Source organism: Pedobacter kyonggii, assembly GCF_004310665.1.
Taxonomy (GTDB): Bacteria; Bacteroidota; Bacteroidia; order Sphingobacteriales; family Sphingobacteriaceae; genus Pedobacter; species Pedobacter kyonggii.
In genome coordinates, this window is the sequence record NZ_SIXF01000052.1 from 1 (window position 1) to 14,344 (window position 14,344).

At 36.8% G+C, this 14,344-nt stretch carries 13 protein-coding genes, 1 tRNA gene and 1 pseudogene; 5 read left to right on the forward strand and 10 right to left on the reverse strand.

Annotated features, from left to right (window positions below):
* A pseudogene (locus EYS08_RS25065) lies at positions 1–190 on the reverse strand (IS5/IS1182 family transposase); the annotation flags it as partial.
* A 129-nt stretch (positions 191–319) separates the two neighbouring features.
* Positions 320–703 (reverse strand): hypothetical protein, encoded by a 384-nt coding sequence (locus EYS08_RS25070; RefSeq protein WP_131032635.1) that lies wholly within the window; start codon positions 701–703, stop codon positions 320–322.
* A 143-nt stretch (positions 704–846) separates the two neighbouring features.
* Between EYS08_RS25070 and EYS08_RS25075 the strand changes: the two genes are divergently transcribed.
* A complete protein-coding gene (locus EYS08_RS25075; RefSeq protein WP_131032636.1) occupies positions 847–1,359 on the forward strand; it encodes a hypothetical protein in 513 nt (170 codons plus the stop codon).
* Between the two features lie 542 nt (positions 1,360–1,901).
* Here EYS08_RS25075 and EYS08_RS25080 read toward each other — a convergent pair.
* Positions 1,902–1,975, reverse strand: a tRNA-Ile gene (locus EYS08_RS25080).
* Between the two features lie 225 nt (positions 1,976–2,200).
* On the opposite strand from EYS08_RS25080, the gene EYS08_RS25085 reads away from it, so the two are divergent.
* Together EYS08_RS25085 and EYS08_RS25090 are read left to right on the forward strand one after the other, a co-directional pair.
* On the forward strand, positions 2,201–4,294 hold the full coding sequence (locus EYS08_RS25085; protein WP_131032637.1) for an HRDC domain-containing protein: 2,094 nt from the start codon (positions 2,201–2,203) through the stop codon (positions 4,292–4,294).
* A 75-nt stretch (positions 4,295–4,369) separates the two neighbouring features.
* Positions 4,370–5,638, forward strand: coding sequence for an Hsp70 family protein (locus tag EYS08_RS25090; RefSeq protein WP_131032638.1), 1,269 nt, complete (start codon positions 4,370–4,372; stop codon positions 5,636–5,638).
* An 805-nt stretch (positions 5,639–6,443) separates the two neighbouring features.
* Here the strand turns inward: EYS08_RS25090 and EYS08_RS25095 are convergent.
* The 7 genes from EYS08_RS25095 to EYS08_RS25125 all read right to left on the reverse strand — a co-directional run bounded on the left by EYS08_RS25095 (position 6,444) and on the right by EYS08_RS25125 (position 11,028).
* Positions 6,444–7,877: an arylsulfatase gene (locus EYS08_RS25095; protein ID WP_244216043.1), complete on the reverse strand. Its 1,434-nt coding sequence runs from the start codon at positions 7,875–7,877 to the stop codon at positions 6,444–6,446.
* 354 nt (positions 7,878–8,231) lie between these two features.
* The gene (locus tag EYS08_RS25100) at positions 8,232–9,008 is read right to left on the reverse strand and encodes an AraC family transcriptional regulator (RefSeq protein ID WP_131032639.1); all 777 of its coding nucleotides are present in this window, start codon (positions 9,006–9,008) and stop codon (positions 8,232–8,234) included.
* Positions 9,009–9,136: 128 nt separating this feature from the next.
* Positions 9,137–9,346, reverse strand: a complete 210-nt coding sequence (locus EYS08_RS25105; RefSeq protein WP_131032640.1) for a S1 domain-containing protein — start codon at positions 9,344–9,346, stop codon at positions 9,137–9,139.
* A gap of 105 nt (positions 9,347–9,451) precedes the next feature.
* Positions 9,452–9,649, reverse strand: coding sequence for a cold-shock protein (locus EYS08_RS25110; RefSeq protein WP_131032641.1), 198 nt, complete (start codon positions 9,647–9,649; stop codon positions 9,452–9,454).
* A 7-nt stretch (positions 9,650–9,656) separates the two neighbouring features.
* Positions 9,657–9,842 carry a cold-shock protein gene (locus EYS08_RS25115; protein ID WP_116253423.1) on the reverse strand — a complete coding sequence of 62 codons (186 nt, stop codon included), beginning with the start codon at positions 9,840–9,842 and terminating at the stop codon, positions 9,657–9,659.
* Between the two features lie 683 nt (positions 9,843–10,525).
* Positions 10,526–10,708 carry a hypothetical protein gene (locus EYS08_RS25120; RefSeq protein ID WP_131032642.1) on the reverse strand — a complete coding sequence of 61 codons (183 nt, stop codon included), beginning with the start codon at positions 10,706–10,708 and terminating at the stop codon, positions 10,526–10,528.
* 95 nt (positions 10,709–10,803) lie between these two features.
* A complete protein-coding gene (locus EYS08_RS25125) occupies positions 10,804–11,028 on the reverse strand; it encodes a cold shock domain-containing protein (RefSeq protein ID WP_165456555.1) in 225 nt (74 codons plus the stop codon).
* 275 nt (positions 11,029–11,303) lie between these two features.
* On the opposite strand from EYS08_RS25125, the gene EYS08_RS25130 reads away from it, so the two are divergent.
* Complete coding sequence (locus EYS08_RS25130; protein WP_131032644.1) at positions 11,304–14,015, forward strand: PQQ-dependent sugar dehydrogenase; 2,712 nt, start codon at positions 11,304–11,306, stop codon at positions 14,013–14,015.
* An 89-nt stretch (positions 14,016–14,104) separates the two neighbouring features.
* A partial coding sequence (locus tag EYS08_RS25135; RefSeq protein ID WP_131032645.1) for a transposase DNA-binding-containing protein occupies positions 14,105–14,344 on the forward strand: 240 nt, incomplete at its 3' end.

Here is a 14,344-nt window from a genome sequence, read left to right on the forward strand (position 1 = left end):
ATTTGAACATACGCACAGGGCTCTCTGCCGCACGCCCATTGTCCTGACAGTATTTATCCAAAAGCTCGTTATATATAAAACTAAAATCTATAAGCTCGTTAATCTTGCGCAGCAGATTCTCCTTAGGGACAATCAGATCGTAGAGCCTGGAAAATTCGCTAAACTGGATTTTTTGTTGTTGAAGAAGCATTTTAAAGGCCGTTCTGGTACACCTTTAAAATACAAAAAAAGAAGCAGAAATTATTAATTTCTACTCCTTTTTTCTGACCCAATCTTGAAGGGACTTTTTCAGTGCCCTCCTTTTTGGACACCCTCTTTTTTATATTCCTTTGATAAAATTTTCATACTCTACTGGTATGGCTCTCCATTTAAAAGCATTGGTGTAACCTATAATAATCAATGCGGAAACAATTATTCCAATGATTGCAATACGATTAGAAACTTTAGCAGATTTTGTTTTTAGATAGTGGAGTGAAGCCAAATGAAAGCTTACTGCAACCACAGCAAAAAATAATAGGGAATGAAAATAAGGTTGGCAGGGTACATATTCAAGTGTGCATAGAAACTCTGCATCGACGTTATACCAAACATTTTTAATTGGCATTAACCAAACAGTCCATAGAGCCAACATCTCAGGTATTGATGCACGCGTATTAGTAATGGATTTTGACGCGTGGAAAAAGCTAGTAAACTCTTCGTACAATCAACAGGTTATTGCTAGGCTAAACGAAGTTTATAATATAAAAACTCAAATAACGAACAAAAAATATATCTTCGAATTGAGAAAAATTTGTGGTCTGATGCTAATAAAGCATATTGGGACATTCTTAGTAGAATAAAAAATTTATGATAAGAAATAGATTAATTTTACTGACTATTTATATGAGTATTATGAATTATGCAGCAGGCCAAACTGATCAAAAAGATTTGATGATTAATTATTCGAAATTTATTTCTACAAATAATTTTGAAAATACTGCTCGGATTGAAAAAATTTATGTTTTTAATGACTCGACATTGATTTTCCCAGTTATAAAAGGAGAGAATATGCCAAAAAATGGCATTAAAGTAGAAATGCCCAAATGGATAGGTAATTGTAAAAATTTAAAAGAATTTTACATGGTTGGTTTATTCATTTCGGATCTCGATAGTAATATTACGAGGCTGGAAAATTTAGAAAAACTTAAGTTTTCAATACCTAAAAATTCCGATGTCGAGAAAATAATTTCTGATCTTGCTAAATTTAAAAATCTAAAAGTTTTGGATCTATCGGATTCTGTCATTGACAAGAAGCAATTAGAAAAATTTGAAATTGGTTTACCTCAAGTTAAAGTTATTGACTCAAGTTTTTTTAAATAGTAAACTGTATTTTCTTGGTGTTCACTAATTTGGTATTTCGACAAACAAGGGGAAGTAAGTATAATAAAACTAGAAAGTTATTAATATACTCGAATTTAAGAGATATATCTCAATAGTATAGAAGATGAGAAAATCAACTCTAACAAGAAAAGCAGGTTTCGCTCTCCGCGAACCTGCTTTTTTTTAATACTGTTGTTCCATATTCAGATTAACAAATCAGTATTTAGAGCTTAAGCCCTCCAGTTAAAAAGAAAGAAATAGATTGAAAGCTAGGTATTGAGAAGTAAGGATAGGGAGTATTTATCTAACTATAACACCAATTTAAGCTTATCCCCTCAACACATTTCAAGAAATTCCGGCATAAACGCTCACATAGCCTGACCGAAATGAAAAACAGCATTTCGAGTGTAAATACAGATATTTAACTTTAAAATCTGCAGCAGTAGTCTGCCATCATCAAAACAGCCTTTAAATAGCCAGTAACCTAGTTTTTTGAGTAACAAAAAACCCCTCTAAGTTTTACTTAAAGGGGTTTAAAGCAGTGGGCCCACCTGGGCTCGAACCAGGGACCAAAAGATTATGAGTCTTCTACTCTAACCAGCTGAGCTATAGGCCCGGAAAAAAGGTTATCCTTTTTTGCGAGTGCAATGTTACAAATTTGAATTGAATTTTCGAAAATGTTTTCGGCATTTTTTCATAAAAAGAAAGAATATAAACTCATTTTCAAGTGCTTAATTTTATTTTTCATTTTATTGATCCTCTTTTCTGAATAAAATTGTGGATAAAACGCCTGCTAATCTATCCTCAAATCAATTTCGAATAGGTTAATTTTGTAATTGATATGAATACGCCAGATCCGGACAACCAACTTCTTTTAGATTTTTTAGCCACCACCAACCAGCCTGTTTTTTTAACGGGAAAAGCTGGAACGGGAAAAACTACCCTCCTGCGCAAGATTAGGGATACCACCAAAAAGAATTTTGCCATCGTTGCCCCCACTGCTGTTGCGGCAATAAATGCTGGAGGTGTAACACTTCACTCCTTTTTTCAGATTCCCTTTGGTCCTTTGGTTCCGGTTGTTGATGAACATGCGGAAACTAATTTTAAATACTCGGATGAAAAAACAAGGTTATTACGTTGCCTTGATCTATTAATTATTGATGAGATTAGTATGGTTAGGGTTGATTTAATTGATTTTATCGACCGTACTTTAAAGCGTGTTAAGGGCTCTAAACGTCCCTTTGGTGGCGTTCAGGTGTTAATGATCGGCGATCTTTATCAGCTTTCCCCTATTTTTCATGATGCCTGGCATATCCTGGGCAGTTACTATTCCAGCCCCTACTTTTTCGATAGCCTGATTTTCAGGTCCACGCCAATGCTTACCTTTACCTTGGATAAAGTTTACCGCCAATCGGACCCCATATTTCTGGATATTTTGAACGGCATGCGCGAAAACAGTCTGGATGCTGGCTTGCTAGCGAAACTGAATGAGCGTTACGATCCGTCTTTAGATCAGGAATGGAAAGATGATTACATTACTTTAACTACACATAACCAGCTGGTTAACGAAATTAACCAGGGCTGTTTAGAAAAATTACCCGGAGAAGTTTTCGAATTCAATGCAGAGGTAAGTGGCGATTTCCCGAAGGATGCCTATCCTACCGATGAAAAACTCCAGTTAAAATTAGGTGCACAGGTTATCTTTATCAAAAATGATTCGTCGGGCAAAAGACAATTTTACAACGGAAAAGCGGCAAAAATAACGGCTATTAGTCAGGATTCGATAAAAGTAACTTTTACCAATGGCGGCAGGGAAATCGAAGTAGAAAAAGAAATCTGGCAAAATGTTAAATATAGCCTGAGTGACGAAGAAAATAAAATCGACGAAACCAGTACCGGATCATTCTCGCAGTATCCTTTTAAACTGGCCTGGGCCATCACCGTACATAAAAGCCAGGGATTAACCTTTGACCAAGCGATAGTTGACGTAAGCACCGCATTTACCCACGGACAGGCTTATGTAGCGCTCAGCCGTTGCAGAAGTTTAGAAGGGCTTATCCTCAAATCACCTGTGGTTGCCGAAAACATCATTACCGATGCCAAGGTAATCGGTTTCACAAAAGCCAGTCACCAGGATAAACCTACGGCTGAACTGCTGGCACGTTATACGCAGCAATATGCCTGGGGATTGATCCATGAATTGCTGGATTTCTCGCTGATTGCCAAAGACTGGGAAAAACTCGGTCGGTCTAAGCTGATCGACAAAGACGAGAAAAACGCCTTTTTATCTATTTACGAGCAGGGTAACCAGATCTTTCAGCACGAGATTTTTAAAGTGGCCAGGAATTTTGTTGCAAAGGAATTTTCGAAAATAAGCACCGATGAAAATCCGGCAAATGAAAGTGCTTTTATGGAACGTTTGCAAAAAGCATCTGATTATTTCGTTCCAAAACTGGAACAGCTCATTAGCTTAATGACAAGAATTGTGGCCATTAACTTTTATAATGATACCCACTCTGACAAATTGCTTACGGTATTAAACGAAGTTAAAGATGCGATCCAGATAAAACTCGCTTTATTTAAAATTTCGTGGAATCCCTTTTCCATCAAAGATTATATCCATACGTTGCACGCTGCAGGCAATAAACAACCGGAGAAAAAACCAGTTAAATCGAGCATCAAGCCAAAAGAGATTTCCAATCCACAGGTCTATAAAAACCTGGTCGAATGGCGCAAAACAATTGCACTCCAACGGAGCACCCAAGATTATGCAGTACTTTCTGACCTAGCGTTACTTTCTATTGCCGAAAAAATGCCCAGAACTACTGATCAGCTGGCAGCGCTTAAAAGCGTAGGGATTGGCAATGCAAAAGAACTTGGCCAGCAAATTACCCGCATTGTAAACGCCCATTTGGGCACAAGCGAGTTATTTTAAAAAAGTTTAGTTCTTAACACTTTTTTTAATACTTTCGCAACCCCATTTTAGTCGCCAACCACAGCATATCAAGCCATGAGTAAGTTTTTATACGGAATCGATTTTGGAACAACCAATTCGGCACTTTCTATTTATGACGAAGAAAAGAAAGAAATTGTAGATACGATTTCTATCCCCTCGTTAATCTATTTTACAGAAGTAAAAAGTATTGTTAATGGTGAAAGTCATATTGTTGGTGAAAAAGCAATAGATGCTTACCTGAGCGACGGCATGAAAGGCCGTTTTATCAAATCCATTAAACAGATCCTTTCAAGAACTACCTTTACCGAAACCCGTATCCACAATAAAAGATATTCGGCTTCCGATCTGGTTACACTCATTCTTAAAGACCTGAAAGAAAAAGCCGACCTGATTACGGGCGAAGACTGCCAAAAAGCCATTATTGGCCGTCCGGTTTTCTTTGATGATGATAATACGATGAAAGATACCCTGGCGCAAACCAGGTTAAAAAAAGCCGCCGAAAGTGCAGGTTTTACGGATGTTCGTTTTCAGTTCGAACCCATCGGGGCAGCCTTTGCCTACGAAAAAACAATCAGGAAAAAAGAGCGCGTTCTGGTAGCCGATTTAGGTGGAGGTACAACAGATTTCACCTACCTGATCCTCGATCCGGATAAGGTTGGCAGCAAAGACCGTAAAAACGATATGATTGCCTCTGGCGGTATCTACATTGGTGGCGATAGTCTCGATTCTGCATTTATGTGGGATAAAGGCACACCATATTTTGGAAAAAACACCATGTATGAGGCAACACCCGGCAAAGTTTTAAATGTACCAAAATCACTTTTTGCCAATATCTGCACCTGGGATAAAATGAACTTTTTTAACGGTTTAAAAATCCAGAAAGAGATTGAGGAATATTATTATTACTCTGGGAACGATCCGCAATTTAAAAACCTGATCACCTTGATCGAAAATAACCTGGGTTATTCTTTGTTCAGATCGATCGAGAAAACAAAAATTGAACTTTCTGACCAGCCTGTTTCTACATTTGCCTACAGCAATATGGAAATCGAGATTGATGAAAATATTTCGCTCGAACAGTATAATTCGATTATCGAAAAAGACATCAGTAAAATCGATGCTTATCTGGATCAATTTATGGAAACATATAAAATCAACCCGGATGACATTGACTGTTTGTTTTTAACCGGAGGAACATCGATGGTTTCAGCAGTACAAAACTTGTTCAAAAGCAAATTCCCGCACATTCCATTAAACTCTGGCGATAATTTTAAAAGTGTAGCCAAAGGATTGGCTTATAGCGGTTATCTGTTTGAGGATTAAGCGTATGTCATTCTGAGGGATAATTTATTTTATAAAAATCAACATAGATGACAGAGGATTTTTTCAGCGTAATAGGCTGCGAGGAATCGTCATTGCGACAAGGCTTTTTCAGCCGACGAAGCAATCTTACAACGATCGCTACTAGCTACGCTTTAAGATTCCCACCTGCGCGGGAATGACGTTCATTCTATTGGAGTCCAATGATAGCGCAGCGAAGAACCCGAAAGCGATGCGAAGAATATCTATAGCATAGCAGCACAGACCAAGAAAAAGAAATGCTGATTTGGATTTGGAGCGCAATGCCTGTACAAAACATTTAGTTTCTTCCCGTTTTCTGCTTTTACGCTTCGCTACTTCGTTGCTGCAGGGTAACGCTTCAACCGGGGCTAGGTGGCCCACAGTAGTATTTCATTTTTAAGGTTGCAGGGTGCACAAACCCTTGTTTATAAACCCGACAGTAGCGGCAGCTCCCGATTGTACATCGGGACTATAGCGAATGGCGGGACTGCAAACCTCCAAGAACCACAAGCCAATCATTTTCTAATTATTAAGTTAGATTCAAAAAAAAGGTTGGTGAGACACCAACCTTGAAATTAATTTATAATGACTTTTTAACTCGTTTATCACCGAATGTCTGGACATTACCCGTTAGTTTTTTAAAACCAAACCTTGATGGCAGGTTAGATGAACAACAAACAGCAGGCTTATATTTCACTTTCACCTGAATATTGCACTTCACCGCATCATTTTTACAGGCAAAAAGCAAAGTGCAGCTCAAAATTAGAATTGGCTTAATCATCTTCATCTATTTTTCAACTTCCGACCAATCAAAAAGTGGATTTTCTGATGGTGTTTTAGCCTGTTTCATTAAAGCATAAAGTGTTTTTACCGTATCAGGGTTTTTAGAAGCAACATCATTCTTTTCACCGATATCGGCTTTTAAGTTATACAACTCTAACTTTTCGACAGTGCCTTTATCTTTAAAACGGATCAATTTCCAATCGCCTTGGGTTAAAGCTTCTTTCAAACCGCTTTCACTAAACTGCCAGTAGAAATAATCATGTTCTTTAATTGCTTTTTTACCACTTAGCAATGGAGAAAAAGATAATCCATCTATATTTTTGGGTGATGCTGTACCTGTTAACTCTCCAATCGTTGGCAATACATCCCAAAAGGCCCATGGTGTAGGATTAACCTGTCCTGAAGCAATTTTATCAGGCGCTCTTACAATTAACGGTACGCGGATTCCACCTTCGTACAGATCTCTTTTTATCCCTCTAAACTCACCACTACTATTAAAAAACACCGGATCGGCACCACCTTCTTTGTGCGGGCCGTTATCACTGGTAAAGAAAATATAGGTATCGTTATCCAAACCTAATTTTTTGATCAACGCTACAATAGTACCCACATCGGTATCAAGTTTATTAACCATTGCTGCAAAAGCAGCATGTGGCTGCGCCTGACTACCATAGTTCCCTTTTTTTTCAAAAGGAGTTTCAGGCGGAAATTTACTCGAACCGTCTGCATTCTGGAACTTCTTCAACAGTTCTACCGGTACTTTCAACTCGGCATGTGGAACAGTTAAAGGCAGATACAAAAAGAAAGGCTGATCTTTATTGGCGTTAATAAAATCAACCGCTTTATTGACAATCAGGTCTTCGGTATATTTTGTAGTATCAACAGGCACTTCTACTGTTTTACCACCAACAATTTCGTACAAACGATTGGTATAATAATCATGTGCATGCGATTGATCCAGATAGCCGTAAAAACTATCGAAACCTTTTAAATGTGGAGCACCTTTGCTGTCTTCATCGCCCAAACCCCATTTACCAAACATGCCTGTTTTATATCCGTTTCCTTTTAAACGTTCGGCCAAGGTGGTATCCTGCGCACGTAAAGCGGCAAGACCATCTTTTGCTTTTGCATTGCCCCTAACCCAGGCATGGCCCATGGTATAACCAGTCATTAAAGCACATCTTGAAGGTGCGCAAACTGTATTTCCAGAATAGAAACGGGTAAACTTAATTCCTTCTTCAGTGAGTTTATCCAGGTTTGGCGTAGGGATTTTAGAATTAGGGTTAAAACTGCGCACATTACCATAGCCAAGATCATCAGCCAGGATAAAAATAATATTGGGTTTCTTTTTGCTTTGTGCTTGTGCAGCAGTAAAACTGGCCATAAGCGTAGCAAAAACTATAAATTTTAATACATTTAGTATTGGAAAAGGTTTCATAAACTCTTGTTTCACTATGATTATATTTTGGCAAATATAATTTTTTGCAAATAACCTACAAACTTACTAGACTTTTTATTTTACCTGCTCAAGATTATCGCAGACGCATACTTGTAAATTCTAAAATACAACTTCGTAACATTATTAGGAATATTTTTTTTCTTTAAGCTAAGATTTTATAATTTAGCCGATGCAAAATTGGTGCGGCTGATAAAATAGATGCAGTAAGCAAAACTTTACGCGTTAGGCGTGCAAGCAATTAATGTAGTGAGGTCTGGAAAACCTGTTCTCTAGAAGAGATGAAATCGAACTGACGAACATTTCTTTGGCAGACGCACCAATTTTTCACTTAATTTAAGTTAGGCGGCTAAATTGAAGTACCGATATGCCTTTATGCCGCCTAAAACTCGTGCTAAAATTAGTGGTTTGTTCAAAACCCAATAGTTCGGCTATTTCGTCAACCGTATAATCGCTATGAAGCAACAATTCTTCAGCTTCGCGCATAATCCGATCTTTTATGAGTACCGTTAAGCTTTTTCCAAGTACTCGGTCTAAAAATTTATTCAATCTGCCAGTGCTCATCCCCATGCCTTCGGCATAAAACTGAATGGATCTTTCTTGCTTATAAAATTGTTCTAAAATGGCCCTAAACCGTAATACCTGTTGTAAATCATCTAAGGTTAAAGCAGCGAGGTATCCTTCTAAACCAGCCGTATAACCAAGAAATAATGATAAGTATTGCGCTAAAAAGGGCATATCTTTTTTAATATTGATTTCTTTTTTTAGCTGATCGAGCAGACTATAAGTTTTAGTTGATTTGTGCGAATCGAGGTCCCTGAAAGACAAATTTAAGAAGAGATTCTTAGCCTGGGGATCTAAGTGCTGAAGTAAAAATTCGGCATATAATAAACTGCTAAAACTGAGCCAATAACCTGAGGTAATTTCTCCTTCGAGCCTAACCAGCCCTTCTTCCGGAATAAAAAATATCCTGCCTTTTAACAAGGGGTAATCTCCAGAATTCATACACAAAAAGCCATTCCCCTCACATACAATCAACATACGCATAGGGTATATTGCCTGCAACGCACGTTCTCTTTTAAAAAAACCAGTAATTGGCTCTAGCTGTATCATAAACTTAAGGATAAACAACAGTAAGACCAAATTTATTAGACTTGGTTACAAATTGCTAAAATAATCTATTATAATGATTAAATTCTATCTGTAATACAGGGCATAAGAATCAAAGCATTAAACAATCATTAATCCTTCGACTCAATAATTAGCACATTTATTGCAATTGATAATGTTTGATGCAAGTTGAAAGAAACCTTTAAACCCTTTTTTAAACTAAATCCAGTTATTAGGCTGCTTTGATAAAACAGAACTTCTTCTCCAATATCATTCCTGATTTTCCCAAAGCTTTCAGTTTCATTATAATAATCTATTATTCCCATTTCTTTTGGCACCATTTTCGACTCTTTTGCGTTAACTAATATATAGCTAACCCAAAAAACTGTGCCAAATAATCAATAGACCGATAATATGATATAAGAAGAACCTGCTGTAATGCCTACCTATGCAGATAGCACCATTACTTTAATGGCCTCGATGCCACTTTGCGTAAATTCAATATCAAACTGAACAATGTTATTGGGTTTTATCGGATCGATTACACCACGGGCAAAAACACTCACTTCGCGCCCACCATTAGATGGTGTAATACTGCCAACACCTTCTTTAGGGTTATAAAACTTTACGGTACCTAATCTCATTGCACCATTAAATCAGTTTTACATTAACTGCATTGGGACCTTTTTTTCCTTGTGCGATTTCGAACTCTACCCGATCATTCTGGCTTATTTTATCAATCAAGCCTGTAACATGAACAAAAACTTCATCTCCATTTTCTGTTATAACGAAGCCAAAACCTTTAGATTCATTGTAAAATTTTACTGTTCCTTGCATTTAATTTAGATTTAATATAACAAACATACAAAAACTCAAAAAGTTTTAGCAATTAAATAGATTTCTATACCAAATCTATAGATCAAGCGTCAATTAATGATGATTTTAACTTTTGGACAAACCAAGCATAAATAAACAAAAAAATTGCAGACTGAATCAGCAACTTTCCTATTTTATTGCGTTACACTAAGTATTAACAAAACGAATTTGGATCAAAAAGCTGACGAAAACTAGCACTTTTTACCAGCATCGATATTACGATTGGCATAATATAAGGTAATGAAAGGCCTTAATTGAAGAGGTTTTATAAAGCTGCTCTTATTAAGTAAGCGCTCATCTTACATTTATTATTGCACATCCAAACAACCATAAATATTATAAGGCTGTTGTGAATACCAGAAAATGAATTCTTTTTTTATCCGGATACCGAATTTTGCCGCATCATCAAAATAAACCATTCGAAGAGAAAAATTTCTCTTGAAAAAAGTATTTGAAAACTGAACTAACCCTTTTTTCCGCTAAAAATCACAAAGAAAACACTAAAACCACCTAAAAGGAAAACTATTCCAAGAATCAAATTTACTTTATCGCCCATTCTGTAAGTTACAGATTAAAATCAGAATGACAATATACTGACACAAAATAATTCAAAAAACAACTTAAAGTTGTATGATTTTTAATTTTTATAGCTTTTTTACACTGATTCCGATCAGTCCGGTTGATGATAAGATAAGCTGATAACTAACCCGATCGCCAATTTTAAGTTCTTCGAGCCTAAGAACCAGCACCCGCTTTTTAATCTGATCATCTTCTAAAAAACAGATTGGCTTATCCTTATGAAATGCGACTATGGTTCCCGTTGCCATGTGTATGAAATCAATTATTTTATCATAACTGATTTTAAATAGCCTAAACGGGACGTTCTAAGAAGAGATTAAGCAGAATTTTAAAATCGAAATCTTTATATTAAAATTTTGGGCCTCACTTTAAGTTTAGCTATACCCATTATGTTTTTAGCAACTACCCCTCTCTTCGTAATAGCAGTATCAAATTCAACTGTACTTCCAACATACAAACCTTTCGCTTTGCAATCTACTATATCAAAATAGATGCTTTCTAAAACCAAATATTGAGAGATTAAACCGAAACCTCTTTCTTTATTGTAAGCTGTTATTACTCCAGTCATCGTATTATTGTTAGAGTGCATACCTATATAAAGCTAACATTACCAGCACAATACCTATTAAATAGTAGAGATTCTTAAAGAAAAAATAGATAACCTGAATAAATTTGTTGATGTATGAATTTTGACCAAAAATATTTATAATTTCATTTTGGATCTAAATTCAATCATCCCATAAATAAATATTCTATTGTAACATTATACGCATAAATTTTGATACAATACTTCAGGCTTTAAAACTATATCCTATATTTATTCAAAATACCTTAATCAAATAAATGAAAACAACTTTTACGCTACTGTTATCTGCCATTGCATTCGTATTAATATCGGCAACAACACTAAACAAAAACATTTACGAAAGCAGGGCTTTCGAATTTTTCCCCAAATATAAAATAGACACACCAGATCAAGACCGTTTTGTAAAAGTTACCCTTGCGCAAGGAGAATTTACCGAGCCTACCGAAATGACCATACTCCCTAACCTGGATATTTTGGTAGCACAGCGTAGAGGTGAAGTCTTAATTTATAAAAACCAGACAAAAAAAATTAAAGAAGCGGGCAAGCTTGATGTATATTTTAAGACCAATACCCCCAATGTTAATGCAGAAGAAGGTTTATTGGGCATGGCTGCCGACCCAAAATTTGCCATAAACAATTATGTTTATCTTTTTTATAGTCCTTTTGATAAATCTGTAAACCGGTTATCAAGGTTTAAGCTGGTAAACGATCAGCTTGTAAAAGAATCAGAAAAGATCGTTTTAGAATTTTATTCTCAACGTGAGATCTGCTGCCATACCGGAGGATCTATTGCTTTTGGGTCAGACAATTTACTTTATGTATCTACTGGCGATAACTCTACTCCTTTTGATGCCCCAAAACAGAAATATGTAAATAAAGGCTATGCGCCGCTTGATAACAGAAAAGGTTTTGAGCAATACGATGCCAGAAGATCGGCTGGAAACACCAACGATTTGAGAGGTAAAATTTTAAGGATCAAAGTAAACGAAGATGGCACTTACAGCATCCCGGAAGGTAACCTTTTTCCGAAAAATGATCCAAAATCTAAACCCGAAATTTACGTAATGGGTGATAGAAATCCTTATCGGATTTCAGTAGATCAAAAAACAAATTTTTTATATTGGGGAGAGGTTGGTCCTGACGCTTCCAATGATGACGCTTTAAGAGGACCCAGGGGATACGATGAAGTAAACCAGGCAAGAAAGGCTGGTAACTTTGGCTGGCCTTTATTTATAGGCAATAACTACCCTTATAAAGCTTACGATTATACCAATGGAGCCAACGGCAATGCTTTTGATCCTGAAAAGCCAATTAACAATTCGCCAAACAATACAGGCTTAGAACAGCTTCCACCTGCGCAACCTGCTTATATCTGGTATGCGTATGGCGAATCTAAAGAATTTCCACAGGTAGGCTCAGGTGGGCGTACCGCAATGGCTGGACCAGTTTATTATGCAACTGCAAACTCACCCTACCCCGCTTATTATAACGGAAAACTGATTATTTACGAATGGGTACGTGGATGGGTTAAAGCCGTAACCATGAATGCACAAGGTGATTACATAAGTATGGAACCTTTTATGTCTAATGTTTCGCTGGCTGCACCCATTGATATGGAATTGGGACCTGATGGCAAATTGTACATCCTGGAGTATGGCAAAGGCTGGTTCACTAAAAACCCTGATGCTGCAATTACCAGGATCGATTACCTGAAAGGTAACCGTCCACCATTAGTTGAAAGCCTGAACATTGCAAAAACAAGTGGGTTACTTCCTTATAAAATGACGGCAACTGTTACGGCTAAAGATCCAGACGGAGATGCTTTGACATACATTTGGAACCTTGGAAAAGGAATTACCAAAACTACTACCACGCCAAGTTTACAATATACCTTTACTAAAGCGGGTGAATATCCGGTAAGTGTTACTGTAATGGATAAAAGTAAAGCTTCTGTAAAAAGCCAGGTTGTACCAGTTTATGCAGGGAACGAGCATCCAACTGTAGTTATTGACTTAGCTGGAAACAAAAGCTTTTATTTTCCAAATAAACCAGTTGATTATAAAGTTTTAGTAAGTGATAAAGGTGCTAAAGTGAATAATAATCGCATATATATTTCAAATACTTATACAGAAGGAACAGATTTAGCTGGGGCAGAATTGGGCCACCAACAAGCAGCACAAACCCTTGTAGGTAAAACACTAATGTTAAAATCTGATTGCAGCACCTGCCATAAGGAATCTGCTGCTTCTATTGGCCCCGCTTTTGATAAAATCGCAGCAAAATATAAAAACGATAGTAAAGCGGTTGATTACCTTGCTTCAAAAGTGATTGAAGGTAGCCATGGCGTATGGGGAGAAGTACCCATGCCTGCGCATACTGCGATGAAAGAAACTGAAGTTAAAAAAATTACGGAGTGGATTATGACTTTAGGCAATAAAGAAGCGGTTAAGGCAACACTTCCAACTGCAGGCAAAATCATTCCACCAGCTGCTACTGATAAAAAGAAATCAGTTTTAACTTTAAAAGCAACTTATACGGATGCAGGAGGTACAGCATTAAAAAAACCGTTAACCACAACAAAAGTGATCAACCTGAAAAGTAATGTAATTGATGCTGATGATATCAAAGATTTTGGCGGTTTTGAGCGAAAAGATATCTATGGTGGTGAAAAACTTATTCTGACCAAAGAAAATGGCTGGATAGCTATTAAAAATGTTGATTTAGCAGGTATTTCAGGATTTGGTTTTTCATTTTTAAATCTTGATCCTGGATCAGATGGCGAAATCGAGATCAGGTTAGATGATAGCAAAGGCATTATGATAGGCAAATCTACCTTTAGGAAAAGTATCCCGATCAACATGCTTTCAGATGGAAAATTCCATTCTATTTATTTTGTGTTCAAAGAGCTAAAAACCGGTGATAAAAAGAACAGGCCAATTATTCAATCGATCACAGTAGAACCTAAATAGGTCTCTATAAATAAAATTATTTTGATGTTGCGTCATTCCCGCGCAGGCCTATCGTGTGGACACATCTTTTTATTTACTTTGCACTTGATATGCGTCGAGAATTTACAGATTTAGGGGATCACCGTTTACTTTTAAGAGGGAATAAGATTTTAAATGATCTTTTTAGCCGGAGTGTTCATTCGATACGCCAACTTACAGATGATGATGCATCCGCAAAAGGCTTCTACCGTTTTCTCCTGAATGAACGGATAAGCGAGAATGAACTCTTGTCCAACCTTATTGGGAACTGTAAAGCAGCCTGTTCAGGCAGATATGTTATCTGCTTTCAG

Bases quoted from the DNA above. Each gene is read 5' to 3' on its own strand.
- EYS08_RS25075 (WP_131032636.1), top strand. From the start codon at position 847: ATGATAAGAAATAGATTAATTTTACTGACTATTTATATGAGTATTATG.
- EYS08_RS25085 (WP_131032637.1), top strand. From the start codon at position 2,201: ATGAATACGCCAGATCCGGACAACCAACTTCTTTTAGATTTTTTAGCC.
- EYS08_RS25090 (WP_131032638.1), top strand. From the start codon at position 4,370: ATGAGTAAGTTTTTATACGGAATCGATTTTGGAACAACCAATTCGGCA.
- EYS08_RS25095 (WP_244216043.1), bottom strand. From the start codon at position 7,877: ATGAAACCTTTTCCAATACTAAATGTATTAAAATTTATAGTTTTTGCT.
- EYS08_RS25100 (WP_131032639.1), bottom strand. From the start codon at position 9,008: ATGATACAGCTAGAGCCAATTACTGGTTTTTTTAAAAGAGAACGTGCG.
- EYS08_RS25105 (WP_131032640.1), bottom strand. From the start codon at position 9,346: ATGGTGCCAAAAGAAATGGGAATAATAGATTATTATAATGAAACTGAA.
- EYS08_RS25110 (WP_131032641.1), bottom strand. From the start codon at position 9,649: ATGAGATTAGGTACCGTAAAGTTTTATAACCCTAAAGAAGGTGTTGGC.
- EYS08_RS25115 (WP_116253423.1), bottom strand. From the start codon at position 9,842: ATGCAAGGAACAGTAAAATTTTACAATGAATCTAAAGGTTTTGGCTTC.
- EYS08_RS25120 (WP_131032642.1), bottom strand. From the start codon at position 10,708: ATGGCAACGGGAACCATAGTCGCATTTCATAAGGATAAGCCAATCTGT.
- EYS08_RS25125 (WP_165456555.1), bottom strand. From the start codon at position 11,028: ATGACTGGAGTAATAACAGCTTACAATAAAGAAAGAGGTTTCGGTTTA.
- EYS08_RS25130 (WP_131032644.1), top strand. From the start codon at position 11,304: ATGAAAACAACTTTTACGCTACTGTTATCTGCCATTGCATTCGTATTA.